Source organism: Streptomyces sp. NPDC049585, from assembly GCF_040675615.1.
Taxonomy (GTDB): domain Bacteria; phylum Actinomycetota; class Actinomycetes; order Streptomycetales; family Streptomycetaceae; genus Streptomyces; species Streptomyces luteosporeus.
In genome coordinates, this window is sequence record NZ_JBFAPE010000008.1 from 43,081 (window position 1) to 69,502 (window position 26,422).

Sequence of the window (26,422 nt, forward strand, 5' to 3'; positions counted from 1 at the left end):
CACCCGGGGGTGCTCACTCGTTGGGTTCGACGCCCGCGCGCCGCAGCCCGTAGGCGTAGGCGTCGTCCAGGGCCTGCCAGGAGGCGGCGATGACGTTCTCGCCGACGCCGACCGTGGACCACTCGCCGCTCTCGTCGCTGGTGGAGACCAGCACCCGGGTGGTCGACCCCGTGCCCAGGCTGCCCTCCAGGATGCGCACCTTGTAGTCCGTCAGCTTCAGCGAGGCGAGCTGCGGGTAGATGCGCTCCAGCGCGCCGCGCAGCGCCCGGTCCAGGGCGTTGACCGGGCCGTTGCCCTCGGCGGTGGCGACGATGCGCTCGCCCTTGGCCCACAGTTTCACGGTCGCCTCGTTGGCGTGCGTGCCATCGGGCCGGTCCTCGACGATGGCGCGCCAGGACTCCACCCGGTAGTAGCGGCGGGTGCGGCCCTCGACCTCCTCGCGCATCAGCAGTTCGAAGGAGGCGTCGGCGGCCTCGTAGCTGTAGCCGGCCAGCTCGCGTTCCTTGACGCGGGCGACGATCCGGCCGATCAGTTCGCGGTCGCCGCCCAGGTCGATGCCCAGTTCCTTGCCCTTGAGCTCGACGGAGGCGCGGCCGGCCATGTCGGAGACGAGCATCCGCATGGTGTTGCCGACCCGCTCGGGGTCGATGTGCTGGTAGAGGTCGGGGTCGACCTTGATGGCCGAGGCGTGCAGCCCGGCCTTGTGGGCGAAGGCGGACAGACCCACGTAGGGCTGGTGGGTGGCGGGGGTGAGGTTGACGACCTCGGCGATGGCGTGGGAGATGCGGGTCATCTCGACCAGCTTGCCGGGCGGCAGGACGCGCCGGTCGTACTTCAGCTCCAGGGCGGCCACGACGGGGAAGAGGTTGGCGTTGCCGACGCGCTCGCCGTAGCCGTTGGCGGTGCACTGCACGTGCGTGGCGCCCGCGTCGACGGCGGCCAGGGTGTTGGCGACCGCGCAGCCGGTGTCGTCCTGGGCGTGGATGCCCAGGCGGGCCCCGGTGTCGGCGCGCACGGTCCGTACCACCGCCTCGACCTGGGCGGGGAGCATGCCGCCGTTGGTGTCGCACAGGACGACGACGTCGGCGCCGGCCTCGTGGGCGGTGCGCACGACCTCGGTGGCGTAGCCGGGGTTGGCGCGGTAGCCGTCGAAGAAGTGCTCGCAGTCGACGAAGACACGGCGGTCGTGGGCGCGCAGGTGCCGCACGGTGTCGCGGATCATGGCGAGGTTCTCGTCGAGGGTGGTGCGCAGGGCGAGTTCCACGTGGCGGTCGTGGGACTTGGCGACCAGCGTGACGACGGGGGCCTGCGAGTCGAGGAGGGCGGCGACCTGGGGGTCGTCCTCGGCGCGGACGCCGGCCCTGCGGGTGGCGCCGAAGGCGACGAGCCGGGCGTGGCGGAAGTCGATCTCCTGGCGGGCGCGGCGGAAGAACTCGGTGTCCCGGGGGTTGGCGCCGGGCCAACCGCCCTCGATGAAGCCGACCCCGAAGTCGTCGAGGTGCCGGGCGATGGTCAGCTTGTCCGCCACGGTGAGGTTGATGCCCTCGCGCTGGGCCCCGTCGCGCAGGGTCGTGTCGAAGACGTGGAAGCCGTCGTCGGGGCGGTCGGTGGCGTCGTTGGCGTCCGTGGCGCCCGTCGTTGCTGACATGGCTGGTGTGACTCCTGTCGATCTCGGTCTACCGGAATGACCGGTTCCACCGTCCCCCTATCGTCCCGCACGCTGCCCGCTCCCGGCGAGGGTGGCCGGGAAACGAAAAGACCTCTCGCGGGTGCGAGAGGTCTGCGCGCGGGTCTGGGACGACGGTGTCCGCGGCGCACGGGTGGTGTGCCGCGGTCACTGCGGACCGGCGCGCTAGCTGCCCATAATCATGGCGAGCGAGAGCATGGACGGCATCCAAGCACGTTCCGGTCCGCCCGTGCCGCACGGTCTCACGATGCGGGCACCCGTGTCGGCTCCCCGGCCTCCTCGCCCCGCCGCCCCACCCGGGTGAGATCGGTGTCCCGGGTCTCGCGCATCGTGAGGTAGACGACCAGCGACACGGCGGCGCAGCCCGCCACGTACCAGGAGAAGCCGGACTCCCTCCCGCTGTTCTTGAACCACAGGGCCACGTACTCCGCCGTACCGCCGAAGAGCGCATTGGCGATCGCGTACGGCAGCGCCACGCCCAGGGAGCGCACGCCCGTGGGGAAGAGCTCGGCCTTCACGCAGGCGTTGATCGACGTGTAGCCGGTGACCACGACCAGGGCCAGCAGGGACAGGCCGAGCGCCGGCCAGAAGGACCCGGCGTGCCTCAGCATCGCCATGATCGGCACGGTGAGGAAGGTGGCCCCGACCGCGAAGGTGATCAGCAGCGGGCGCCGGCCGATCCGGTCCGACAGCGCCCCGGCCAGCGGCTGCAGGCAGGCGAAGACCAGCAGCGCGCAGAAGCTCACCAGCGTCGCCGTCTGCTTGGGCAGCCCGGCGGAGTTGGACAGGTACTTCGTCAGGTAGGTGGTGTACGTGTAGTAGGCAACCGTGCCGCCCATGGTCAGGGCGATGACCAGCAGCGCCTCGCGCTTGTGCCGCAGCAGGGCGCGGATGGTGCCGCGCTCCTCGTCCGCCTCGGCGCCGCTCGCCTCGTAGGCGTCCGTCTCCAGCATCGAGCGCCGCAGGTAGAAGATGACCGCCGCGCCGAGCGCGCCCACCACGAAGGGGATGCGCCAGCCCCAGTCGTGCAGCTCGGCGCTGGTGAGGGTGTGCTGCAGGACGATCAGCAGCCCCAGGCCCAGCAGCTGGCCGGCCGTCATCGACACGTACTGGAAGCTGGAGGCGAAGCCGCGCCGGCCGGGCGCCGACGCCTCGGTGAGGTAGGTGGCGCTGGCCGCGTACTCGCCGCCGACCGAGAGCCCCTGCAGCAGCCGGGCCACCAGCAGCACGAACGCGCCACCGTACCCGGCGACCCCGTACGTCGGGGCGACGGCGATCAGCACGGCGGACGCCGACATCAAGGTGACGGTCAGCGTGAGCGCCGCCTTGCGGCCGCGCCGGTCGCCCACCCTGCCCAGCAGCCAGCCGCCGACGGGCCGCATGAAGAAGCCGACGGCGAAGATGCCGGCGGTGTTCATGAGCTTGGCGGTGTCGTTGCCCGCGGGGAAGAAGGAACCCGCGAAGTACGTGGCGAAACTGGCGTAGACGAACCAGTCGAACCACTCGACCATGTTGCCGGCCGAGCCGATCCATATCTTCTTCCAGTGCTGTTCCATGGACGATCACGGTGCTGGAACGGCACTGCGGCGACAAGGGCCCGGCCGGCAACGATCCCGCGTACTTGCGTGCATTGCGTACGCGGGACCGTGGGGGCGGCGATCAGCCCAGGCGGTGCATCCAGCCGTGGGTGTCCTCGGCGGCGCCGGTCTGGATGTCCAGCAGCGCCTTGCGCAGCCGCATGGTCACCTCGCCCGGCTGCCCGTCGCCCACCGTCCAGTTGCCGGTGGTGGACTTCACCGAGCCGACCGGCGTGATGACGGCGGCGGTGCCGCAGGCGAAGACCTCGGTGAGGGTGCCGTCGGCGTTGCCGTCCTTCCAGTCGTCCACCGAGATGCGGCCCTCGGAGACCTCGTAGCCGAGGTCGGCGGCGATCTGCAGCAACGAGGCGCGGGTGATGCCGGGCAGCAGGGTGCCGGTCAGGCTCGGGGTGACGATGCGGTTGCCGTACACGAAGTACAGGTTCATCCCGCCCATCTCCTCGATCCAGTTGCGCTCCACGGCGTCCAGCCAGACGACCTGGTCGCAGCCGTGCTCGGCGGCCTGCGCCTGGGCGACGAGGGAGGCGGCGTAGTTGCCCGCGCACTTGGCGGCGCCCGTGCCGCCGGGAGCGGCGCGCACGTACTCCTGGGACAGCCACACCGACACCGGCTTCACGCCGCCGGGGAAGTAGGCGCCGGCGGGCGAGGCGATGACGACGAAGAGGTACTCGTTCGAGGGCCGCACGCCCAGGCCGACCTCGGTGGCGAACATGAACGGCCGCAGGTACAGCGACTGCTCGCCGGAGGCGGGCACCCACTCCTTGTCCTGGCGCACCAGCACGTCGCAGGCCTCGATGAAGGTCTCGACCGGCAGCTCGGGCATGGCCAGGCGGCGGGCGGAGGCCGCGAAGCGCTTGGCGTTCTCCTCGGGACGGAAGGTGGCGACGGAGCCGTCGGGCTGCCGGTAGGCCTTCAGGCCCTCGAAGATGGCCTGGGCGTAGTGCAGCGTCATGTTCGCCGGGTCGATCGACAGCGGCGCGTACGGCACGAGCTGGGCGTCGTGCCAGCCGCGGCCCTCGGTCCACTTGACGGTCACCATGTGGTCGGTGAAGTGCCGGCCGAAGCCGGGAGCGGCGAGGATGCGCTCGCGCTCCGCCTGGGGCAGCGGGTGCGAGGAGGGCTTGAGCTCGATCGTGGGCGTCGTCATGGATGCGTGTCCTTCACCTCGTGTGTGGCGGACCGCGCTCACTGTGCCCCGAAGGAGGGCCCGGGGACTGAAGAGCTTCTTCGCCATGTCGCGGCCCCTCGTTCGATTATCGCTCGTGAGGGGCCCCACGGAAAACGTGCGCGCGGCCGGTAGGGATGGTGGCAGCCGGCCGTGCGCTGCGGCAACGGCCGGGCTCAGGCCGGTACGGGCCCGTCGGCGGCGGTGGCCCTGACGCGCGCGGCCAGCGCGTCGCCCACCTCGTCGGTGCTGCGTACGCTCCCGTCGCGGGCGGCGACGTCCGCGGCGACCGCGTCCTCGACGCGGGCGGCCTGCGCCTCGTACCCGAGGTGGCGCAGCAGCAGCGCCACGGAGAGCACGGTGGCGGTGGGGTCGGCCTTGCCGCTGCCGGCGATGTCGGGCGCGGAGCCGTGGACGGGCTCGAACATCGAGGGGTACGTGCCCGCCGGGTTGATGTTGCCGGAGGCCGCCAGGCCGATGCCGCCGGTCACGGCCGCGGCCAGGTCGGTGAGGATGTCGCCGAAGAGGTTGTCGGTGACGATGACGTCGAAGCGCTCCGGCTGGGTGACGAAGAAGATCGTCGCCGCGTCGACGTGCAGGTAGTCGGTGGTGACCGCGGGGTACTCGCGGCCGACGGCGTCGAAGACGTTCTTCCACAGGTGCCCGGCGTGCACCAGGACGTTGTTCTTGTGCACGAGGGTCAGCTTCCTGCGCGGGCGGGCCTGGGCGCGCTCGTAGGCGTCGCGGACGACGCGCTCCACGCCGTAGGCGGTGTTGACGCTGACCTCGGTGGCCACCTCGGCCGGGGTGCCGGTGCGCAGGGAGCCGCCGTTGCCGGTGTAGGGGCCCTCGGTGCCCTCGCGGACGACGACGAAGTCGATCCGCGGGTCGCCCGCCAGCGGCGTCGCGGTGCCCGGCAGCAGCCGGGCGGGGCGCAGGTTGACGTAGTGGTCGAAGGCGAAGCGCAGCTTGAGCAGCAGGCCCCGCTCCAGCACGCCGGAAGGAACCGACGGGTCGCCGACCGCGCCCAGCAGGATCGCGTCGTGCCCGGCCAGGCTCTCGAGCTCGGCGTCGGGCAGCGTCTCGCCGGTGGCGTGCCAGCGGCGGGCGCCGAGGTCGTACTCGGTGGTCGTGAGCTCGACGTCCGAAGGGAGCGCTGCGGCAAGGACCTTGAGGCCCTGGGCCACGACTTCGGGGCCGATGCCGTCACCGGGGATCACTGCGAGGCGAATGCTGCGGGACATGGGAGGGACCGTACTCCTTGTCCCGCCTGATGACACGCACCGTCCAGAATGCGGACCGAGGTGCGAGCCGGACAGGCGTCTTTCCCTCAATTTCGCCGAAAATATGTGTCCCGTCTTCCCGCTCCTGGCACCGTGCGGGACATGGACACGGGCATGGACACACCACGCGTAGGCATCCCCGACCGGCTGGCGCGCCGGATGACGATGGCCGAGCAGCACGAGTACCTCCGCGCCAGGTTCACCAGACGCGGCCTGCTGCGGGCCGGAGCGGCCACGGGGGCGCTCGCGGGCACCGGGCTGCTGACGGCGGGCGCGGGGGCCGCCGTCGCACGGCAGGCGGGGCCCACCCCCGCGCCGACCGCACCGTCCCCCACCCTGATCACCGCGCCCGCGACCGGCCGGGTGGACGGCTCGCTCGTGGCCCCCTTCGGCCGGCACCTGGCCTTCGGCGCGGACCCGCGCACCCAGATGCGCATCTCCTGGCAGGTGCCCTTCGCGGTGCGGCGGCCCTTCGTCCGGGTGGGCCCGAAGCCCTGGGAGCTCGACCGGCGGATCCCCGCCGAGGTCCGCACCCTGCACACCCCGCCGCTGAGCAAGAAGCTGCCCGCCGTCGACCAGGTCTTCCTGCACGCCGCCCTCGACGGGCTCGTCCCCGGCCAGACGTACTACTACGGCGTCGGGCACGACGGCTTCGACCCGGCCGACGCCCGCCACCTGGGCACGGTCGGCTCCTTCCGCACCGCCCCGGCGCATCCGGAGAAGTTCGTCTTCACCGCCTTCGGCGACCAGGGCGTCAGCTATCACGCGCTGGCCAACGACCAGCTGATCCTGGGCCAGAACCCGGCCTTCCACCTGCACGCGGGCGACATCTGCTACGCCGACGACAGCGGGGCGGGCAAGCCGGGGGACGTCTACGACGCCCGCGTGTGGGACCAGTTCCTGGCCCAGACCGAGTCGGTGGCCGCCCGGGTGCCGTGGATGGTGACGACCGGCAACCACGACATGGAGGCCTGGTACTCCCCCAACGGCTACGGCGGCCAGAGCGCCCGCTGGACGCTGCCGGACAACGGCTTCGACCCCCGGCACTCCCCCGGCGTCTACTCCTTCGTCCACGGCAACGTCGGCGTCGTCGCCCTCGACGCCAACGACGTCTCGTACGAGATCACCGCCAACACCGGTTACAGCGGCGGGCGGCAGACCCGCTGGCTGGAGCGGCGGCTGCGGGAGCTGCGCGAGCGCGACGACATCGACTTCATCGTGGTCTTCTTCCACCACTGCGCCTTCTCCACCACCAAGGGCCACGCCTCGGACGGCGGCGTGCGCGACGTGTGGGTACCGCTGTTCGAGAAGTACACGGTGGATCTGGTCGTCAACGGCCACAACCACGTCTACGAGCGCACGGACGCCGTCCGGCACCGGCGCGTCCAGCGCAAGGTGCCGCTCGGCGGGACGACCGACCCGGTGCGCGACGGCATCGTGTACGTCACGGCGGGCGGGGCCGGCAAGTCGCTGTACGACTTCCCCGTGCCGGACAGCTACGAGGGCCACGTCCACGACCTGGAGAGCGTCTCCAGCTACTACTGGCGCAAGGGCAAGGAGAAGGTCACCGAGCAGGTGGAGTGGTCGCGGGTGCGCTACACCGGTTACTCGTTCCTCGCGGTGGAGTGCGAACCGGGCCCCCGGCCGCGGATGCGCGTGACGGCGCTGGCCGAGAGCGGGGCCCGGATCGACCACTTCGACATCGTGCGCTCGGAGGAGGACCGGCGCAACCGCACCCGGTAGTCGGGCCGCCCGCGTGTCCGACGGATCTTCGTCGCGGGGCACCACGCGCGCCCCGTCAGGGGCGCCGTGGTGCCGTCCTAGTGGCCGGTGACGCCGCCGTTGTCGCGACGGTCGAGGGCGCGCTGCAGCGCGGCGGCGGCGTTCATCCGGTCGGCCTCGCGCTGGGCGCGCTCGGCCGTGCGGCGGCGGGGGCGGCGGGCGGTGGTGGTCTCGGGCATGGGGCACGTCTCCTTCGCGAGTCCTGGAGGGGATGCGGGATAAGCGCCGTCAGGGGCGGGGGCCTGCGGTGCCGCAGGGGTCACCTGCGCGGTGGCACGCGGCCGCAACCGCGGATCGCTCGATGGAGCGGGCGTTCGGCTGTTCTCAACGCTAGGGCAGGGCATGCGCGATGTCCCGCCTATTACTCGGACTTCCTACTATCTGAGACGACCGGTGAGCCCAAAGGGAACCGCCCCCCGCCCCGGCTGGGGGGCCGGGGCGGGGGGCGGTGCTCACGGGGACGTCAGCCCATGTGGGGGTAGCGGTAGTCCGTCGGGGGGACCAGCGTCTCCTTGATGGACCGGGTCGAGACCCAGCGCAGGAGGTTGGTCGCGGCACCGGCCTTGTCGTTGGTGCCGGACGCGCGGCCGCCGCCGAAGGGCTGCTGGCCGACGACCGCACCGGTCGACTTGTCGTTGATGTAGAAGTTGCCGGCGGCGAAGCGCAGCTTCTCCATGGTGTGCGCGGCCGCGGCGCGGTCCGCGGCGATGACCGAGCCGGTCAGCGCGTAGGCGGACACCGACTCCATCTGCTCCAGCATGGCGTCGTACTGGTCGTCCTCGTAGACGTGGACGGCCAGGATCGGGCCGAAGTACTCGGTCGTGAAGACCTCGTTCTCCGGGTCGGTGCACTCGATGACGGTCGGGCGCACGAAGTAGCCGACCGAGTCGTCGTACGTGCCGCCGGCGACGATCGTGCAGGACGGGTCGGCCTTGGCGCGGTCGATCGCGGCCTTGTTCTTGGCGAAGGAGCGGTCGTCGATGACGGCGCCGATGAAGTTCGACAGGTCGGTGACGTCACCCATGGTGATGCCGTCGACCTCGGCCGCGAACTCCTCCTTGAAGCCGTCCTCCCAGATGGAGCGCGGGATGTAGGCACGGGAGGAGGCCGAGCACTTCTGGCCCTGGAACTCGAAGGAGCCGCGGGTCAGCGCGGTCTTCAGCACGGCGCGGTCGGCGCTCGGGTGGGCGACGACGAAGTCCTTGCCGCCGGTCTCGCCGACCAGGCGCGGGTAGGACTTGTAGTTCTCGATGTTGTTGCCGACCGTCTTCCACAGGTACTGGAAGGTCTTGGTCGAGCCGGTGAAGTGGATGCCGGCCAGCTCGGGGTGGTTCAGGGCCACCTCGGAGACGGCGATGCCGTCGCCGGTCACCAGGTTGATGACGCCCTTGGGCAGGCCCGCCTCCTCCAGCAGCTGCATCAGCAGCACGGCGGAGTGGGTCTGGGTGGGGGACGGCTTCCAGACGACCACGTTGCCCATGAGGGCCGGGGCGGTCGGCAGGTTGCCGGCGATGGCGGTGAAGTTGAACGGGGTGATCGCGTAGACGAAGCCCTCGAGCGGGCGGTGGTCGCTGCGGTTCCACACGCCGGCGGAGTTGGCGACCGGCTGCTCGGCCAGGATCTGGCGCGCGAAGTGGACGTTGAAGCGCCAGAAGTCGACCAGCTCGCAGGGCGTGTCGATCTCGGCCTGCTGGGCGGTCTTGGACTGGCCCAGCATGGTGGAGGCGGCCAGCGTCTCGCGCCAGGGGCCGGCCAGCAGCTCGGCGGCGCGCAGGATGATCGCGGCGCGGTCGTCGAAGGACATCGCGCGCCAGGCCGGGGCGGCGGCGAGGGCGGCGTCGATGGCGTCCTGGGCGTCCTGCTGCGTGGCGTGGTGGAAGGTGCCCAGCACGGCGGCGTGGTTGTGCGGCTGGACGACCTTGAACGGCTCGCCGCCGCCCATGCGCTTGACGCCGCCGATGGTCATCGGCAGGTCGATCGGGTTGGCGGCCAGCTCCTTGAGCTTGGCCTCGAGGCGTGCGCGCTCGGCGGAACCGGGGGCGTAGCCGTGCACCGGCTCGTTGACCGGCGCGGGGACCTGGGTCACAGCGTCCATGGGTGCCATGTCTCCTAACGGGTTACGGGGGTCGGGGGGAGGCTCAGCCCTTGGTGAGGATCGAGCGGGCGAAGAACATCAGGTTGGCGGGCTTCTCGGCCAGACGGCGCATGAAGTAGCCGTACCAGTCGGTGCCGTAGGCCGTGTAGACGCGCATCCGGTGGCCCTCGGCGGCCAGGTGCAGGTGCTCGTCGCTGCGGATGCCGTAGAGCATCTGGAACTCGTACTCGTCCATCGCGCGGCCGGCCTGGCGGGCCAGCTCCTTGGTGATGGCGATCAGTCGCGGGTCGTGCGAGCCGATCATCGGGTAGCCCTTGCCCGCCATCAGGATCTTGAGGATGCGGACGAACGCCTTGTCGATCTCGGCCTTGTCCTGGTACGCGACCGAGGCGGGCTCCTTGTAGGCGCCCTTGACGATGCGCACGCGGCTGCCGGCCTCGGCCAGGCGGCGGGCGTCGTCCTCGGTGCGGAACAGGTACGCCTGGATGACACAGCCGGTGTCGGGGAAGTCCTTCCGCAGCTCCTCGTGGATGGCGAACATCGAGTCGAGGGTGGTGTGGTCCTCGGCGTCCAGCGTAACCGTCGTGCCGATGGCGGCGGCGGCCTCGACGACGGGGCGGACGTTGGCCAGGGCGAGCTCGTGGCCGCCCTCCAGTGCCTGACCGAACATCGACAGCTTGACGGACATCTCGGCGCGGGTGCCGAGGCCCAGCTCCTTCAGGCGCCCGATCAGCTCCAGATAGGCGTCGCGCGCGGCGTAGGACTGCTCGACGGTGGTGATGTCCTCGCCCACGACGTCCAGGGTGACCTCGAGGCCCTTGGCCGCGGCGTCCTCGACGACGGGAATGACCTGGTCGACGGTCTCGCCCGCGATGAAGCGGTCGACGACCTGCTTGGTGCCCGGGGCAGCCGAGACGAAGCGGCGCATCTTGTCGCTGCGCGAGGCAGCGAGGATCACGGGACCCAGCACGGGCACCTCCACGATGACGGCCGTTCCCACCTGGGAGGACGGCATATGAAACTCATCGTGAAACGTATGGTTCACGCCATATTGACGGCCATCGACAGCTGTCACGCATTCGTGGCCGGGATCTCAGACATCTGTATGACAATGATGACCGACGAATGGAGAAAGGAGCACGGCGCGGCATGCGTGGCGAGTATCAGCAGCTCGTGGACGAGATCTCGGCGGCGCTGGGCGCTCCGGCGACCCTGGAGGACCGCGACTTCGGCCTGATCGCCTTCGGCGCGCACGGCGGGGACGACGATCTCGAGCTGACGATGGACCCGGTGCGCACGCGCTCGATCCTGCAGCGGCGCTCGACGGCGGCGGTACGGGCGTGGTTCGAGGCGTTCGGCATCGCCCGGGCCCAGGCGCCGCTGCGCATCCCGCCGGACCCCGCCGCGGGCGTCTTCAAGGGCCGCATCTGCCTGCCGGTGCGGCACGGCGGCGTGGTGCACGGCTACGTGTGGCTGCTGGACGACGGGCACCTGAGCGAGCTGGACCTCGCCGAGCCGTTCGCCGACCCCCGGCTGGCCCATGCGATGGAGACCGCGGCGCGGATCGGGGCCCTGCTGGCGGCCGAGGCCCGCTCCGGAGCGGAGCTGGGCGAGCTGCTGCGGGAGCTGCTGACCGCCCGGCCGGCCGCGCGCGAGGCGGCGGCCGGGGTGCTGCGCGAGGCGCTGGGCGCGGCGGCCGACGGGCCGCTGGCGGTGGTGGCGGTCACGCCCTGGCGCGCGGGCGACGGCGTGGCCGGAAACGAGCCGCCCGGAACGGAGGGCGCGGGGTCCGCGCTGGCCGCGCAGTCGGGCGTGGCGGCGCTGTGCGCGGTGCCGGAGGCGCTGCCGGACGGCTCGGCGGCGCTGGCCGCGCTGGTGCGGCTGCGGGCCGCCTCCTCCCCCGCCCCGGCCCTGACCGCGGCGGACCGGCTGCTGCGCTCGCCGCGGGCCGGTCTGCCGGCCGGGCAGCCGGCGACGCCGGCGGCGGGGATCGGCACCCCGCGCCGGGGCCTGGCGGAGCTGCCCGAGGCCTGGGCGGAGGCGCTGTCGGCGGCCCGGGCGGCCGCGGCCGAGCCGCGGCTGGGCCCGGTGGCGCAGTGGGCGGACATCGGGCCGTACCGGGTGCTGACCGGGCTGCCGGCCGGGCGGGCCGCGGATCCGGCGGTGGCGCCGCTGCTGGCGTCGGCGTACGCGGAGCTGTCCCGTACGGCGGAGGTGTACCTCGACTGCGCCGGTCAGGCGGGTCGCGCGGCGGCGGCCCTGGGCATCCACCGGCAGACGCTGTACTACCGGCTGGGCCGGGTGGAGCAGCTGACGGGCCTCGACCTGGACGAGGGCGAGGACCGCCTGCTGCTGCACATGACGCTCAAGGCCGCCCGTCTGCGGCGGCCCTGACGGCCCGGCCCCGACGGTTCAGCCCTGACGATTCAGCCCTGACGATTCAGTCCCGACGGCTCACTCCTGCACGGCGATGGCCTGCACCGGGCAGCCGCGCACGGCCTCGCGGACCATGGGGTCGCCGGCGCCGTCCTCCTTGCCGGGCAGGACGGTGCCGAAGCCGTCGTCGTCCTGGGTGAAGACTGCGGGTGCGTTGAGGGCACACATGCCCGAGCCGATGCACACCTCGGAGTCGATGGTCACGCGCATGGCGGTCCTCCGTTCTCCGGTCACCAGGTGACCGGGAGTGAGTAGAGACCCTGCAGGGTGCCGCCCGGCTTGGCGGACAGCTCGTCCGGGCCAACGGCCAGGCGCAGGGTGGGGATACGGGCAAAGAGGGTGGACAGGGCGATTTCCATCTCGGCACGGGCGAGGTTCTGCCCGAGGCACTGGTGCGGCCCGAAGCCGAAGGCCAGATGATGGCGGGCCGAGCGGCTCACGTCCAGGGTCTCGGGCCCGGGATAGACGGCGGTGTCGCGGTTGGCCAGGGAAGGAATGACGATGACGCCGTCGCCGGCCTTGATGGTGCGGCCGCCGAGCCCGACGTCGTCGGTGGCGACGCGCACGAGCACGTCGGCGATCGTCAGGTAGCGCAGCAACTCCTCCACGGCGCCGGGCATCAGGGCGGGGTCGGCGCGCAGGGCGGCGAGCTGGTCGGGGTGGCGGAGCAGGGTGTACGTGCCCAGGGCGATCATGTTGGACGTGGTCTCGTGCCCGGCGACCAACAGGATCAGGGCGATGAGCACGAGCTGGTCGCGGTCGGTGCCGCCGTTCTTGCGGCCCTGTTCGATGAGTTCGCCGAGCAGGCCCGGGCCGGGGCCGCCGGGCCGGCGTTCCTTGTCCTCGACGAGCCGGCGCAGGTAGTCCAGCAGCGCGTTGCGGGCCCGGACGGCGTCGGCCGAGGTGGTCGCGGCGAGCAGTTCGCGCGAGCGGCCCTCGAAGTACTCGTGGTCGGCGTAGGGCACGCCGAGCAGATGACAGATGACCATGGACGGGACGGGCAGGGAGTAGGCCGAGACGAGTTCGGCGCCGGGGCCCTCGGCGAGCATGGCGTCGATCAGGCCGTCGACGATCTCCTGGATGCGCGGGCGCAGGGCGGCGACGGTGCGGTGGCCGAAGTGCGGGATGAGGGGGCGGCGCTCCTCGGCGTGCCGGGGGTCGTCGACGCCGAGGAGCGGGGTGCGGATGGTGGCCTGCTGCTCCACGCGGGGCACCACGACGGGGAAGTGGGGGTCCTGGCGGTCGGAGGAGAAGCGCCGGTCGGCGAGGACGGCGCGGGCCTCGGCGTGGCCGGTGACGGCCCACACCTGGCTGCCGTCGTAGAGGGTGACGCGGGTGACGGGTCCGCCGGCGGCCACGTCGGCGTAGCCGGCGGGCGGGGCGTAGGGGCAGGTGCGGTCCTGCGGGAAGGCGGGGGCGGCAGAGGGAGCGGTGGCGCGGGATCCTGTGGCGGTCATGGACAACCTCCCGTTCGGCACTGACTAGTGTCCTCAGGCAATCAAGTAGACCCCGGCGCCTCGGCCGCCGTCCACCCTTGTGCAGGGCGCCCGTTCACCCCTCGGACGCACCCAGGACGGTGCCCTCCAGGATCCGGCGCATCCCCTCGACGAGGTCGGCGCCGCTGCCGACCGCGGAGGGATCGATGGTCCACTGCACCCACATGCCGATGAACATGGAGTGGTAGAGGGCGCCGGCGGTGCGCGCCACCTCGTCGGGGACCTCCCGGTCGTCCACCCCTTCGAAGATGGCCACCATGCCGCGCCGGCCCTCCGGCATCACACCGGCGAACCGCTCCTTGAGCTCCGGATGCTTGGCCAGCTGGCCGACGACCTCCAACTGGGCGGCCCAGAACGCGCCGTCCTGCGCGAAGCTCTCCTTGATGCGGTCGAGCACCAGGGCGACGCGCTCCTCGCGGGAGACCGAGGCGTCCGTCGTGATGCCGGCCAGCGACCGCCCGACCTCCTCCCCCCACTCCTCGGTCAGGCCCATGAACGCCTCCATCATCAGGGCGTCCTTGGAGCCGTAGTGGTAGCCGATGGAGGCGAGGTTGGCGCCGGAGGCGGCCACGATGTCGCGCGCGGTGGTGCGCACCCAGCCCTTGTCCAGCAGGCAGCGCTTGGCGCCTGCCAGCAGATCTTCGCGGTGTCCCATGCGTCCGAAGCGTAGCCGCGCGCCCATACGGACGTCCAAGACGGTCGTCTTATACATCCGTCATAGACAAGCGTTTAAGACATCCGTATAGTCGTGGCCATGACGAACTCCGGCGCACCTCTGGCCGGGCGCAGGGAGTGGACGGCCTTCGTCGTCCTCCTGCTGCCCCTCCTCCTTGTCTCGATGGACGTCTCCGTCCTGTTCTTCGCGATCCCGGCGATCAGCGAGTCGCTGCACGTGACCGGCACACAGCAGCTGTGGATCTTCGACATCTACGCCTTCGCCCTCTCCGGGCTGCTGATCACCATGGGCTCGCTCGGCGACCGCATCGGCCGCCGCAAGCTGCTGCTCTTCGGCGCCGCCGCCTTCGGCACCGCGTCCGTGGCCGCCGCCTATGCGCAGAACGCGGAGATGCTCATCGCCGCCCGGGCCGTGCTCGGCATCGGCGGGGCCACCTTGATGCCGAGCACGATGGCGCTGGTGCGCACCCTGTTCCGCAACGACAAGCAGCGCACCCTGGCCATCGGTATCTGGTCGGGCGCCATGGCCGGCGGCATCGCGCTCGGCTCGGTGATGGGCGGTCTGCTGCTGGAACAGTTCTGGTGGGGCTCGGTCTTCCTCGTCAACGTGCCCGCGATGGTGCTGCTGCTGATCCTCGCGCCCCTGCTGGTACCGGAGTCCAAGGACCCGGCCCCCGGCCGCTTCGACCTGCTGAGCGTGCCGCTGTCGATGGCGGCAGTGCTGCCGGTGACGTACGGCATGAAGGAGATCGCCGCGGACAACGCGGTGAGCACCCTCTCCCTGCTGTCGATCGCCGCCGGGCTCGTCGTGGGCTGGTTCTTCGTCCGCCGCCAGCGCACCTGCCGGCACGCGATGATCGGCCCGGAGCTCTTCCGGCACCGCGTCTTCGGCGCCGGCATCACCGTCAACACCATTGCCACGTTCGGGATGATGGGCTCGACGTACTTCACCACGCAGTACCTGCAGGGCGTGCTCGGCAAGGGCCCCCTGGAGGCGGCGCTGTGGAGCATCGCGCCGTCGCTGGTGATCGGCGCCACCGGGCCGCTGTCCACCGCACTCGCACAGAAGGTGGACCGGGCGTACGTCATCGCCGCCGGCTTCGTCGTCGCCGCGGCCGGCTTCGCCCTGCTCGCCGTGGCCGGCACCGACGCCCTGTGGACCGTCCTGGCCGCGGCCGCCGTCATCGGCTGCGGCATCATCACGGTGATGTCCCTGGTCTCCGACATGGCGCTCAGCGCCACCCCGCTGGAGAAGGCCGGTACCGCCTCCTCCCTGATGGAGACGGGCCAGGAGTTCGGCGGCGCCCTGGGCATGGCGGTCTTCGGCTCGATCGGCACCGCCGTCTACCGCGACCAGGTCCCCGGCACCCTGCCCGCCACGCTCCCGCAGGGCGTGGCCGGCGCGGTCCGCGAGACGCTGGGCGCGGCGGCGGGGGCCGCGCGGCAGCTGCCGCGGGCGACGGGTGAAGCGGTACTGGACGCGGCCCGCGAGGCCTTCACCCACGGCATGCACCTGGCCGCGCTCGGCGGTACGGCGGTCTTCGTCCTGGCGGCCGCGTTCACGGTGCGGGCGCTGCGAGGACACGGTGCCGCGCAGAGCGCGGCGGCGGAAAACCCCTCTGTGGCCGCCGAGCCCCTCGGCTAGGGCCTGCCACTGCGCCCCGTCAGGGGCGCGGGGAACTGCGCGATCGGTCACCGACGGCCCGCAGGCGAGGCGCGCCGGGCGAAGGGGCAGCATCCCGTCTACGGGCACGTGGTGGCTTGTCGCGCCCACGCGGCGGCAGCCGCGGATCGGCACTGCCCCGCGCCCCTGACGGGGCGCCGTGGTGACCGCGTAATGAAGATCCGCCGGACAGGCGCTAGCCTGAACGACACACAGGACGAGCGAAAACACGGCCCGGTCGGTAGTCCGGGCGCCCGCCCCGCGGGTCAGTAACCTCCCTCCCAGGGTGTCCGGTTCGTCCTTCCGTTCGACAATCATGGGAGGACAGATGCCGAGCACGTTCAGCGTGTTCTTCGAGGACCCCTTCTGGGTCGGCGTACTGGAGATCGCCGGGCCGGAGGGGGTCCGCGCGGCGCGCCACGTCTTCGGCGGCGAGCCGACGGGCGCGGAGCTGGAGGAGTTCGTCCGCCGGGACTTCACCGCCCTGCTGGCCACCGCCCTCGCGGCACCCGCCGTACCGGCCGGCGGCAGGCCCGCCGCCCGCCGGGTGAGCGCCAAGCGCGCGGCCCGGGCCGCGGCCCGCGAGCAGGCGGCGCGCCCGGTGACCACCGCCGCGCAGGAAGCCCTGCACGAGGCACACCAACAGGCGCAGGCACAGAACCGGGCGGCGGCCAAGCGCCGCCGCGCCGCCGAGGCCGAGGAGCGCCGGGCCCTGACCCGGACGAAGGCCCGAGCCAGGCGCCGGGGCCGGTGACCGCACGAAGGCCAAGGGCCCGGCCCCGCACCTCACGGTGCGGGGCCGGGCCCTTCGTTCGTACCCGCTAGTCGGCCAGGTTGACCGCGCGAGCGTAGTTCGCACCGACCTCCTGGGCGATCTCCGCCAGCACCGGGGCCGGGATGGACTCGTCGACGGTGAGCGCGACCAGGGCCTCGCCGCCCTCGACGGCGCGGGAGACCTGCATGCCCGCGATGTTGATGCCGGCCTCGCCGAGGATGCGGCCCAGCGTGCCGACCACGCCGGGCCGGTCGGCGTAGCGCAGGAAGGCCATGTGGTCGGCGAGGGCGAGGTCCACGTCGTGCTCGCCGACGGCCACGACCTTCTGGATGTTGCGGGGGCCGGCCAGCGTGCCGGAGACCGAGACCTCGGAGCCGTCGGAGAGCGTGCCGCGCACGACGACGACGTTGCGGTGGTCGGCGGACTCCGAGCCGGTGGTCAGCCGCACCTCGACGCCGCGCTCCTGAGCGAAGAGGGGGGCGTTCACGTAGGAGACCGTCTCGTCGACGATGTCCTCGAAGACGCCCTTGAGCGCGGACAGTTCGAGCACCTTGACGTCGTGCTGGGTGATCTCGCCGTACACCTCGACGTCGAGGCGCACCGCGACCTCGCCCGCCAGGCCCGTGAAGATCCGGCCGAGCCGCTCGGCGAGCGGCAGCGCGGGCTTGACGTCCTCGGCGATGACGCCGCCCTGGACGTTGACGGCGTCCGGGACGAGCTCGCCGGCCAGCGCCAGGCGCACCGACTTGGCGACCGCGATGCCGGCCTTCTCCTGCGCCTCGCCGGTGGAGGCGCCCAGGTGCGGGGTGGCCACGACGGTGTCGAAGTCGAACAGCGGCGAGTCCGTGCACGGCTCGACGGTGTAGACGTCCAGGCCGGCGCCGGCGACCCGGCCCTCCTTGAGGGCACTGGCCAGGGCCGCCTCGTCGACGATGCCGCCGCGGGCGGCGTTGACGATGCGTACGCTCGGCTTGACCTTGTGCAGGGCCTCGTCGCCGATCAGACCGAGGGTCTCGGGCGTCTTGGGCAGGTGGACGGTGATGAAGTCGGCGCTCTCCAGCAGCTCGTCGAGGGAGACCAGCTTCACGCCCATCTGCGCGGCGCGGGCCGGCTGGACGTACGGGTCGTAGGCGACGATCTTCATGCCGAACGCGGCCATCCGCTGGGCCACGAGGACGCCGATGCGGCCGAGGCCCACCACGCCGAGGGTCTTCTCGGCGAGCTCGACGCCGGTGTACTTCGACCGCTTCCACTCCCCGCGCTTGAGCGCGGCGTTGGCCTGGGGGATGTTGCGGGCGGTGGCCAGGAGCAGGCCGCAGGCGAGCTCGGCGGCGGTGACGATGTTGGACGTCGGGGCGTTGACGACCATCACGCCGGCCTTGGTGGCGGCGGAGACGTCGACGTTGTCCAGGCCGACGCCGGCCCGGGCGACGACCCGCAGGCGTTTGGCGGCGGCGACGGCCTCGGCGTCGATGCGGGTCGCGGAGCGCACCAGCACGGCGTCGACATCGGCGAGGGCGGGCAGCAGCTGGGCGCGGTCGGCGCCGTCGCAGTGCCGGATCTCGAAGTCGGGGCCGAGGGCGTCGACGGTCGCGGGCGAGAGCTCTTCGGCAATCAGAACGACGGGCTTGCGTGACGAGGCAGCAGGGCTCACGGTGACTCAGTCCTCACTGTTCCTTCGCAGACGGCCGTCCCGACGGCCGAAGGCGGTGAAGGGGGGCAGCCGCGTGGAAGACGCACGACGCTGTGAGCCTGACGCGTTGTGCGAAGCAGTGTATCGGCACTTTCCGGTGCCGTTTCCGCCTTCCCGCAAGGATCACACCACGGCGGCGGGACGGAAGGCGGGCGGGGCCGCGGCGACTGCCGCGGCCCCGCCCGAAGGAGATCACTCCTTGTCGTCGACCCAGCTCATCAGCTTGCGCAGCTTCTTGCCCGTGGTCTCCAGCAGGTGGTCCTCGTCGGCCTTCTTGTACTCGTTGTACTTGGGCAGGCCGGCCTGGTACTCCTTCATCCAGTTCTCGGCGAAGGTGCCGTCCTGGATCTCGCCGAGGACCTTCTTCATCTCGGCCTTGGTGGCGTCGTTGACGATGCGCGGGCCGGTGACGTAGTCGCCCCACTCGGCGGTCTCGGAGACCGACCAGCGCATCTTCTCCAGGCCGCCCTCGTACATCAGGTCGACGATGAGCTTGAGCTCGTGCAGGCACTCGAAGTAGGCGATCTCCGGCTGGTAGCCGGCCTCGACCAGGGTCTCGAAGCCCGCCTTGACCAGGGCGGAGGCGCCACCGCACAGGACCGCCTGCTCGCCGAAGAGGTCGGTCTCGGTCTCCTCGGTGAAGGTGGTCTTGATGACGCCGGCGCGGGTGCCGCCGATGGCCTTGGCGTAGGAGAGGGCGAGCGGGAAGGCGCTGCCGCTCGCGTCCTGCTCGACGGCCGCGATGCACGGGACGCCGCGGCCCTCCTCGTACTGGCGGCGCACGAGGTGGCCCGGGCCCTTGGGGGCGACCATGCACACGTCGACACCGGCCGGGGGCTTGATGAAGCCGAAGCGGATGTTGAAGCCGTGGCCGAAGAAGAGGGCGTCGCCGTCCTTGAGGTGGTCCTTGACGGACTCCTCGTAGACCTTGGCCTGGACCGGGTCCGGCACCAGGATCATGATGACGTCGGCCTCGGCCGCGGCCTCGGCGGGGGTGACCACGCGCAGGCCCTGCTCCTCCGCCTTCGTCCGGGACTTCGAGCCCTCCGGCAGGCCCACGCGGACGTCGACGCCCGAGTCGCGCAGGGACAGCGCGTGGGCGTGGCCCTGGCTGCCGTAGCCGAGAACCGCGACCTTGCGGCCCTGGATGATGGACAGGTCGGCGTCGTTGTCGTAGAAGAGCTCGGCAGCCACTTGGGGGTATCTCCTTGTTTCCGGTGTCGGTCGAATCCCGGTTCGCGTCCCACCGTATGACGGGCGGTCGCCGGATGGTCTGGGGGTAGGGGGTTTGCGGCGCCCGGTCAGGCCGAGCGGTCCAGGGCGCGCAGGCTGCGGTCGGTGATGGAGCGGGCACCCCGCCCTATCGCGATGGTGCCGGACTGCACCAGCTCCTTGATGCCGAACGGCTCCAGCATCTTGAGCATGGCGCCGAGCTTGTCGCTGCCGCCGGTGGCCTCGATGGTGACGGCCTCCGGGGAGACGTCGACGGTCTTGGCGCGGAAGAGCTGGACGATCTCGACGATCTGCGAGCGCGTGTCGTTGTCGGCGCGCACCTTCACCAGGACGAGCTCACGCTGGATGGCGGCGCTGTCCTCCAGCTCCACGATCTTCAGCACGTTGACGAGCTTGTTGAGCTGCTTGGTGACCTGCTCCAGCGGCAGCTTCTCGACGTTGACGACGATGGTGATGCGGGAGATGTCGGGGTGCTCGGTCACCCCGACGGCGAGGGAGTCGATGTTGAAGCCGCGGCGGGAGAACAGTGCGGCGACCCGGGCGAGGATGCCGGGTGTGTTCTCCACCAGGACGGAGAGCGTGTGCTTGGTCATGGGATCGGTCTTCCGTTTCCTCGGCGTGTGCCGTGCGGTGGTGGCCTCAGTCGTCCGTCAGTCGTCCGTCAGTCGTCGTCGATGCCGTCGAAGTCCGGGCGCACGCCGCGGGCCGCGAGGATCTCGTCGTTGGAGGTGCCGGCGGCGACCATCGGCCAGACCATCGCGTCCTGGTGGACGATGAAGTCGACGACGACCGGGCGGTCGTTGATGGCGTTGGCCTGTTCGATCACCGCGTCCAGCTGCGCCGGGTCCTCGCAGCGCAGACCCACGCAGCCCATCGCCTCGGAGAGCTTGACGAAGTCCGGGACGCGCGTGCCGGCGCACGGCTCGGTGCCGGCGGCCTCGGGGCCGGCGTGCAGGACGGTGTTGGAGTAGCGCTGGTTGTAGAAGAGGGTCTGCCACTGGCGGACCATGCCCAGCGCCCCGTTGTTGATGATCGCGACCTTGATCGGGATGTTGTTCAGCGCACAGGTGACCAGCTCCTGGTTGGTCATCTGGAAGCAGCCGTCGCCGTCGATCGCCCACACCGTGCGCGCGGGCATGCCGGCCTTGGCGCCCATCGCGGCGGGGACCGCGTAGCCCATCGTCCCGGCGCCCCCGGAGTTGAGCCAGGTCTGGGGCTGGTCGTAGTCGATGTAGTGCGCGGCCCACATCTGGTGCTGGCCCACGCCGGCGGTGAAGATCGTGCCCTCGGGGGCGAGCTGCCCGATGCGCTGGACCACCTGCTGGGGGGCCAGGCTGCCGTCCTCCGGCTTGTCGTAGCCCAGCGGGTACGTCCGCCGCCAGCGGTCGAGGTCCTCCCACCACTGGCCGTACTCGCAGGCGTGGCCCTCGGCCTGCTCGGCGCGCACGGCCGCACTCAGGTCGGTCAGCACCTCGCGGGCGTCACCGACGATGGGCACGTCGGCGGTGCGGTTCTTGCCGATCTCCGCCGGGTCGATGTCGGCGTGCACGATCTTCGCGTACGGCGCGAAGGAGTCCAGTCTGCCGGTGACGCGGTCGTCGAAGCGGGCCCCGAGCGCCACGATCAGGTCGGCCTTCTGCAGCGCGGTCACCGCGGCGACCGAGCCGTGCATGCCCGGCATGCCCAGGTGCTGCGGGTGGGTGTCGGGGAAGGCACCGAGCGCCATCAGCGTCGTGGTCACCGGGGCGCCGGTCAGCTCGGCGAAGGCCCGCAGCTCCGCCGTGGCCCCGGCCTTGAGCACGCCGCCGCCGACGTAGAGCACCGGGCGCCGGGCCTGGGTGATGAGCTTGGCGGCCTCGCGGATCTGCTTGGCGTGCGGCTTGGTGACGGGCCGGTAGCCGGGCAGGTCGGTGTGCGGGGGCCAGGAGAAGACGGTCTGCGCCTGCAGCGCGTCCTTGGCGATGTCGACCAGCACCGGGCCGGGGCGGCCGGTGGAGGCGACGTGGAAGGCCTCGGCGATCGTGCGCGGGATCTCGGCCGGGTCGGTGACCAGCCAGTTGTGCTTGGTGATCGGCATCGTGATGCCGCAGATGTCCGCCTCCTGGAAGGCGTCCGTGCCGATGGACTTCGAGGCGACCTGGCCGGTGATGGCCACCAGCGGCACCGAGTCCATGTGCGCGTCGGCGATGGGGGTGACCAGGTTGGTCGCGCCCGGGCCGGAGGTGGCCATGCACACCCCGACCTTGCCGGTGGCCTGCGCGTAGCCGGTGGCCGCGTGACCGGCGCCCTGCTCGTGGCGCACCAGCACGTGGCGGACCTTCGTGGAATCCATCATCGGGTCGTAGGCGGGCAGGATCGCGCCGCCGGGGATGCCGAAGACGACCTCGGCGCCGACCTCTTCCAGGGAGCGGATGAGGGACTGCGCACCCGTGACGTGCTCGGTGATGGGCTGCTGGGAGGCCGCACCACCGCGGGGCCGCGGGTGCGGATGATGGTGAGCGCCGGGGGCCTGCTCTGTCATCGACTCTTCTCTTCTCGGAGACAGGAACGAACGAAAACAGGAAACAAAAAACCCCTCGTGCCGTAAGGCAAGCGAGGGGAGCGCGTCGGTGTGGTCGGCAGGTCCGGAGGGGACGGCCTGCTTCAGCCGACGCGCTGTCCAAGTACGAGAATTCGGGTGCGCATGGGACCGACCCTCCCCCCGCCGCACCTGAAGTGTCAAGTGGGTGGGACGGGCGTCTCATTATTTGAGCGCAATGGAGCATGGGCGAGGGCTCCGGCCCCGCCCACGACGCCGGATCGTACGGGCAGTGCGCCGCCCACGAGCACCTGTTGCCCCCCGTCCGTGGGATCACCCGGCAGGGTGTTCGGCAGGACGTAGGGGCCGCTGTCGAGGGTGTGGCGCAGCCGGTGTTCGTCGAGGGCGCCGGCGAAGACCATTCCCTGGCCGTGGGTGCAGCCCATGGCCATCAGGGCGTGGGCCTGCTCGGGGGTGTCCACGCCGTCGGCCACCGACTCCATGCCCAGGTCGCCGGCGATGCGCAACAGGCCTGCGGTGATCTTGTGCAACCGCGCGGATTCGGTCACCCCGTCGACCAGGGTGCGGTCGAGCTTGAGGACGTCGACGGGCAGCCGGCGCAGGGCGCTCATGGCCGCGTAGCCGCTGCCGAGGCCGTCCAGCGCGATGCGGACGCCGAAGCGCCGCAGGGCCGCCAGGCGCCGCTCCAGCTCGTCGAGGCACAGGCGCGGATCGCTGCCGGAGAGCTCCAGGACCAGCGTGCCCGCGGCCAGGCTGTGCCGCAGGACGAGCTCCTCGATGTTCTTCGGCGCCTGCGAGCGGTCCAGCAGCCGGGCCGCGGGGATGCGGACGTGGACGGGCACCAGGTGCCCGGCGCGGCGCCGCTCACCGGCCTGCTCGGCGGCCTTCTCCAGCGTCCAGCGGCCGAGTTCGGCGGTGCGGGCGCTCTCGTCGCAGCGCTCCATTTCGGCCACCCGCAGGAACTCGTCGGGGGTGAAGAGGATGCCCTGCGCGGAGCGCCAGCGGGCCTGGGCGCTGACGGCGGTCACCCCGCCGGTGGCGAGCTCGACGACCGGCTGGTGCAGCAGCGCGAACTGCCCGTCGTGCAGCGCGCTGCGCAGCCGGCTGACGGCCTCGGTGCGGCGCACGACGTCGTGCTGCATCTGGGGGGCGTACAGCTCGACGCGGCCCTTGCCGGCCTGCTTGGCCCGGTACATGGCGAGGTCGGCGTTGCGCATGAGCTCGCCGGGGCTGATGTCGGCCTCGGCGAAGGCGACGCCGATGCTGGCGTCCACCCGCACCTCGGTGCCGCCCTCGACCAGGTACGGCTGGGAGAGGGTGACCCGCAGCCGCTCGGCGATCTCCAGGATGCGGTACTCGCGGGCGGCGGCGTCGCGGCTGCCGTCGCCGATGATGAGGGCGGCGAACTCGTCGCCGCCGAAGCGGGCGGTGGAGTCCCCGGCGCGCACCGAGTCCTGCAGCCGGCGGGCGGCCTGGACCAGCAGCTCGTCACCGGCCTGGTGGCCGACGGTGTCGTTGACGGCCTTGAAGCCGTCGAGGTCGATGAAGAGCACGGCGGTGCCCGCGTCGGTCACTCTGCGCCCGGCGAGGGCCTGCTGGACGCGCTTGGTGAACAGGGCGCGGTTGGGCAGGTCGGTGAGCGGGTCGTGCTCGGCGGTGTGCTGCAACTGCGCCTGCAGCCGGACGCGTTCGGTGACGTCGCGACTGTTGAAGATCAGCCCGCCGTGGTGCCGGTTGACGGTGGACTCCACGTTGAGCCACTCGCCGCTGCCGGAGCGGAAGCGGCACTCGATGCGGGTGGTGGGCTCCTCGGCAGGCGGTGCGGCGAGGAAGCGGCGCACCTCGTGGACCACGCGGCCGAGGTCCTCGGGATGGATGAGCGAGGCCAGTTCGGAGCCGACCAGCTCCTCGGCGTCGCGCCCGTAGACGCCGGCGGCGGCGGGGCTGACGTAGCGCAGTATGCCGGTGGGCGCGGCGATCATGATGACGTCGCTGGAGCCCTGCACCAGGGAGCGGAAGTGGTTCTCCTTCTGCGCCAGCTCCTGGGTGAGGGAGATGTTGTCCAGCAGCATGATGCCCTGGCGGACGACGAGCGCCAGGACGACCGTGCAGCCGGTGAAGAGCACCACGCGGTCGACGTGGTGGCCGTCGAGGACGTTGTAGAGGATGCCCAGCGTGCACACGGCCGCCGCCAGGTACGGCGTGAGGGCCGCGAGGGAGCCGGCGATGGGCCGGCCGGAGGGCGCCGCCGTCCTGCCCCGGCGCGGCGCGCCCTCGCCGCCCTCCTCGCGGGCCACCCAGGGCGCGTAGGCCATGAGCATGTAGCCCGCGAACCAGCCGGCGTCCAGGATCTGCCCGGAGCGGTAGTTGGCCCGCAGCAGGGGCGAGGTGAACAGGGCGTCGCACAGGACGGTCAGGGCGAGGGCGGCGATGGCCGTGTTGATCGCCGAGCGGTTGGCCGAGGACCGCTTGAAGTGCAGGGCCAGCACCATGGACACGAGCACGATGTCCAGCAGCGGGTAGGCCAGCGACAGTGCGGCGTGGGCGACGGACTCGCCGGCGAAGTGCGCGGTGTGCGCGAGCGCCAGGCTCCAGGAGAGGGTCAGCAGCGAGCCGCCGATGAGCCAGGAGTCCAGGGCGAGGCAGACCCAGCCGGCCCGGGTGACCGGGCGGCGGGCGAGCACCAGCAGGCCGATGATGGCGGGCGGGGCGAACAGCAGGAAGCAGAAGTCCGCCGGGGAGGGGCTCGGCACGCGCTCGGCGAGCACGACCTCGTACCAGCCCCAGAAGAAGTTGCCGAAGCCGGCCATCGCCGAGGACGCCGCGAACAGCAGCCAGGCGGGCCGGAAGCGGGTGCTGCGCGTGCGCCCGTACCAGAAGCAGGAGACCGCGGCCAGGCCGGCGGCGCCGCCGAGGCCGAAGTCGCCCATGGTGTTGGCCAGCTCGGGCGAACCCCACCCGAGGGCGGCGCCCGTGGCGTAGCCGCCGCAGACCAGGGCGAGCACGAACTGGGAGAGCATGCCCGAACCCCCGGCCGGCACGGGCCGGCGGGGGAGCGCCGCTCCGGGGGCGCTCACCGCGCCGCCGTCCGGGGTCGTGGTGGGTGGTTGAGCCGCGTCGGGTAGATCGTCCATTGGCCGTGCATCGCCCGTCGCCCCCCTCGAGTTCCGGTCCTTCGCTGCGCCCGTACGGTGCCCGGAGCAGCCCCCGTCGGGACGATACACCAGGTTCGTCACTCAGGGACATAGCTCATATACATAGCGTAACTAGCGACGGGATTACGGATACGCAGTGCATCCAAATGCTGTCTCTGCGTGGCATCAGTCCACAACGGCTACGACATTCCGCAGAGGCTCGTCCAGTACGAATCTGGCCAGCTGATCGCGCAGCAACGCCTTGGCCCGGGGCAGAAAGGCCGAAGAGGGGCCACCCACATGGGGGGTGATGAGGACGCCGGGTGCCGTCCACAGCGGGTGCCCGGGCGGCAGCGGCTCGGGGTCGGTGACGTCGAGGGCGGCGCACAGCCGCCCACGCTGCAGCTCGGCCAGCAGCGCCGCGGTATCCACCACCGGGCCGCGGGAGACGTTGACCAGAAGCGCGCCGTCCTTCATCCGGGCGAGGAAGCCGGCATCGACGAGCCCGCGGGTCTCCTCGGTCAGCGGCGTCACCAGGATCACCACGTCGGCGTCCGGCAGCAGGGCGGGCAGGTCGGCGACCGCGTGCACCGGGCCGCGTGCCACCGTGCGCGCCGAGCGTGCGACGCGCACGACCCGCGCGCACTCAAAGGGTGCGAGCCGGTCCTCGACGGCGGCGCCGATCGCGCCGTAGCCGACGATGAGCACCGACTTGTCCGCGAGCGCCGGCCGGAACTCCTGCCGCCACCGGCCCGCGTCCTGGTTCCGTACGAAGCCGGGGACGTCCCGCAGGGCGGCCAGCACGAGGGTGAGCGCCAGTTCGGCGGTGCTCGCGTCGTGCAGCCCGCGCGCGCTGCACAGCCGGGCACCGGCCGGCAGCACGGACAGGGCGGGCAGCAGGTCGTCCACGCCCGCGGTCAGCGCCTGCATGACGCGAAGGCGCGGCATCCGCGGCAGCGGCCGCAGGCTCACCGCCGTGCCCTTGAGGTAGGGCACGGCGTAGAAGACGCACCGCGCCGGGTCGGTGGGGAAGTCCGGGCCGCCGTCCCAGTGGGCGTACTCCAGGCCCCCGGGCAGGCCGTCGATCTCCTCGGGCCGTATCGGCAACCAGGCGACGGCAGGACCGGTGGAACCGCTGTGATCTGCGCTCATGTCTGGAGGCTATGCG

Annotated in this window: 20 protein-coding genes; 4 read left to right on the forward strand and 16 right to left on the reverse strand. The window is 71.8% G+C overall.

Annotated features, from left to right (window positions below):
- Positions 1–13: 13 nt before the first annotated feature.
- The 4 genes from cimA to AB0K17_RS12150 all read right to left on the reverse strand — a co-directional run bounded on the left by cimA (position 14) and on the right by AB0K17_RS12150 (position 5,694).
- Positions 14–1,648, reverse strand: coding sequence for a citramalate synthase (gene cimA, locus AB0K17_RS12135; RefSeq protein ID WP_365968038.1), 1,635 nt, complete (start codon positions 1,646–1,648; stop codon positions 14–16).
- Positions 1,649–1,929: 281 nt separating this feature from the next.
- Positions 1,930–3,243: an MFS transporter gene (locus AB0K17_RS12140; protein WP_365982881.1), complete on the reverse strand. Its 1,314-nt coding sequence runs from the start codon at positions 3,241–3,243 to the stop codon at positions 1,930–1,932.
- Between the two features lie 103 nt (positions 3,244–3,346).
- Positions 3,347–4,432, reverse strand: coding sequence for a branched-chain amino acid aminotransferase (locus tag AB0K17_RS12145; RefSeq protein ID WP_365968040.1), 1,086 nt, complete (start codon positions 4,430–4,432; stop codon positions 3,347–3,349).
- Positions 4,433–4,626: 194 nt separating this feature from the next.
- Entirely contained in the window at positions 4,627–5,694 is a 1,068-nt protein-coding gene (locus AB0K17_RS12150) for a 3-isopropylmalate dehydrogenase (protein WP_365982882.1), read from the reverse strand.
- Positions 5,695–5,847: 153 nt separating this feature from the next.
- On the opposite strand from AB0K17_RS12150, the gene AB0K17_RS12155 reads away from it, so the two are divergent.
- Complete coding sequence (locus AB0K17_RS12155) at positions 5,848–7,476, forward strand: metallophosphoesterase family protein (protein ID WP_365982971.1); 1,629 nt, start codon at positions 5,848–5,850, stop codon at positions 7,474–7,476.
- A 77-nt stretch (positions 7,477–7,553) separates the two neighbouring features.
- Here the strand turns inward: AB0K17_RS12155 and AB0K17_RS12160 are convergent, their stop codons facing one another.
- From AB0K17_RS12160 to AB0K17_RS12170, 3 genes are all read right to left on the reverse strand, one after another.
- Positions 7,554–7,694: a hypothetical protein gene (locus tag AB0K17_RS12160; RefSeq protein ID WP_365968042.1), complete on the reverse strand. Its 141-nt coding sequence runs from the start codon at positions 7,692–7,694 to the stop codon at positions 7,554–7,556.
- A gap of 284 nt (positions 7,695–7,978) precedes the next feature.
- Positions 7,979–9,610 (reverse strand): L-glutamate gamma-semialdehyde dehydrogenase, encoded by a 1,632-nt coding sequence (gene pruA / locus AB0K17_RS12165; RefSeq protein WP_365968043.1) that lies wholly within the window; start codon positions 9,608–9,610, stop codon positions 7,979–7,981.
- Between the two features lie 43 nt (positions 9,611–9,653).
- Positions 9,654–10,580 carry a proline dehydrogenase family protein gene (locus AB0K17_RS12170; protein ID WP_365968068.1) on the reverse strand — a complete coding sequence of 309 codons (927 nt, stop codon included), beginning with the start codon at positions 10,578–10,580 and terminating at the stop codon, positions 9,654–9,656.
- Between the two features lie 179 nt (positions 10,581–10,759).
- Here AB0K17_RS12170 and AB0K17_RS12175 point away from each other — a divergent pair, with 179 nt between their 5' ends.
- Positions 10,760–12,004: a helix-turn-helix domain-containing protein gene (locus AB0K17_RS12175; RefSeq protein ID WP_365982883.1), complete on the forward strand. Its 1,245-nt coding sequence runs from the start codon at positions 10,760–10,762 to the stop codon at positions 12,002–12,004.
- A gap of 60 nt (positions 12,005–12,064) precedes the next feature.
- On the opposite strand, the gene AB0K17_RS12180 is transcribed toward AB0K17_RS12175, so the two are convergent.
- The 3 genes from AB0K17_RS12180 to AB0K17_RS12190 all read right to left on the reverse strand — a co-directional run bounded on the left by AB0K17_RS12180 (position 12,065) and on the right by AB0K17_RS12190 (position 14,197).
- Positions 12,065–12,256 (reverse strand): ferredoxin, encoded by a 192-nt coding sequence (locus AB0K17_RS12180; protein ID WP_365968045.1) that lies wholly within the window; start codon positions 12,254–12,256, stop codon positions 12,065–12,067.
- Between the two features lie 20 nt (positions 12,257–12,276).
- Positions 12,277–13,503 (reverse strand): cytochrome P450, encoded by a 1,227-nt coding sequence (locus AB0K17_RS12185; protein ID WP_365982884.1) that lies wholly within the window; start codon positions 13,501–13,503, stop codon positions 12,277–12,279.
- Between the two features lie 94 nt (positions 13,504–13,597).
- Positions 13,598–14,197: a TetR/AcrR family transcriptional regulator gene (locus tag AB0K17_RS12190; RefSeq protein ID WP_365982885.1), complete on the reverse strand. Its 600-nt coding sequence runs from the start codon at positions 14,195–14,197 to the stop codon at positions 13,598–13,600.
- A 99-nt stretch (positions 14,198–14,296) separates the two neighbouring features.
- Between AB0K17_RS12190 and AB0K17_RS12195 the strand changes: the two genes are divergently transcribed.
- Complete coding sequence (locus AB0K17_RS12195) at positions 14,297–15,862, forward strand: MFS transporter (protein WP_365982886.1); 1,566 nt, start codon at positions 14,297–14,299, stop codon at positions 15,860–15,862.
- A 346-nt stretch (positions 15,863–16,208) separates the two neighbouring features.
- On the forward strand, positions 16,209–16,634 hold the full coding sequence (locus AB0K17_RS12200; RefSeq protein ID WP_365982887.1) for a DUF2992 family protein: 426 nt from the start codon (positions 16,209–16,211) through the stop codon (positions 16,632–16,634).
- Positions 16,635–16,701: 67 nt separating this feature from the next.
- Here the strand turns inward: AB0K17_RS12200 and serA are convergent, their stop codons facing one another.
- The 6 genes from serA to AB0K17_RS12230 all read right to left on the reverse strand — a co-directional run bounded on the left by serA (position 16,702) and on the right by AB0K17_RS12230 (position 26,406).
- Positions 16,702–18,309: a phosphoglycerate dehydrogenase gene (gene serA / locus AB0K17_RS12205; protein WP_365968050.1), complete on the reverse strand. Its 1,608-nt coding sequence runs from the start codon at positions 18,307–18,309 to the stop codon at positions 16,702–16,704.
- Positions 18,310–18,540: 231 nt separating this feature from the next.
- Positions 18,541–19,542, reverse strand: a complete 1,002-nt coding sequence (gene ilvC / locus AB0K17_RS12210) for a ketol-acid reductoisomerase (RefSeq protein ID WP_344435850.1) — start codon at positions 19,540–19,542, stop codon at positions 18,541–18,543.
- Positions 19,543–19,649: 107 nt separating this feature from the next.
- Positions 19,650–20,174 (reverse strand): acetolactate synthase small subunit, encoded by a 525-nt coding sequence (gene ilvN, locus AB0K17_RS12215; protein ID WP_365968051.1) that lies wholly within the window; start codon positions 20,172–20,174, stop codon positions 19,650–19,652.
- A gap of 68 nt (positions 20,175–20,242) precedes the next feature.
- Complete coding sequence (locus AB0K17_RS12220) at positions 20,243–22,102, reverse strand: acetolactate synthase large subunit (protein WP_365968052.1); 1,860 nt, start codon at positions 22,100–22,102, stop codon at positions 20,243–20,245.
- A 197-nt stretch (positions 22,103–22,299) separates the two neighbouring features.
- Positions 22,300–25,254 carry an EAL domain-containing protein gene (locus AB0K17_RS12225; RefSeq protein ID WP_365982888.1) on the reverse strand — a complete coding sequence of 985 codons (2,955 nt, stop codon included), beginning with the start codon at positions 25,252–25,254 and terminating at the stop codon, positions 22,300–22,302.
- 186 nt (positions 25,255–25,440) lie between these two features.
- The gene (locus AB0K17_RS12230; RefSeq protein WP_365982889.1) at positions 25,441–26,406 is read right to left on the reverse strand and encodes a 2-hydroxyacid dehydrogenase; all 966 of its coding nucleotides are present in this window, start codon (positions 26,404–26,406) and stop codon (positions 25,441–25,443) included.
- Between the last annotated feature and the right edge of the window lie 16 nt (positions 26,407–26,422).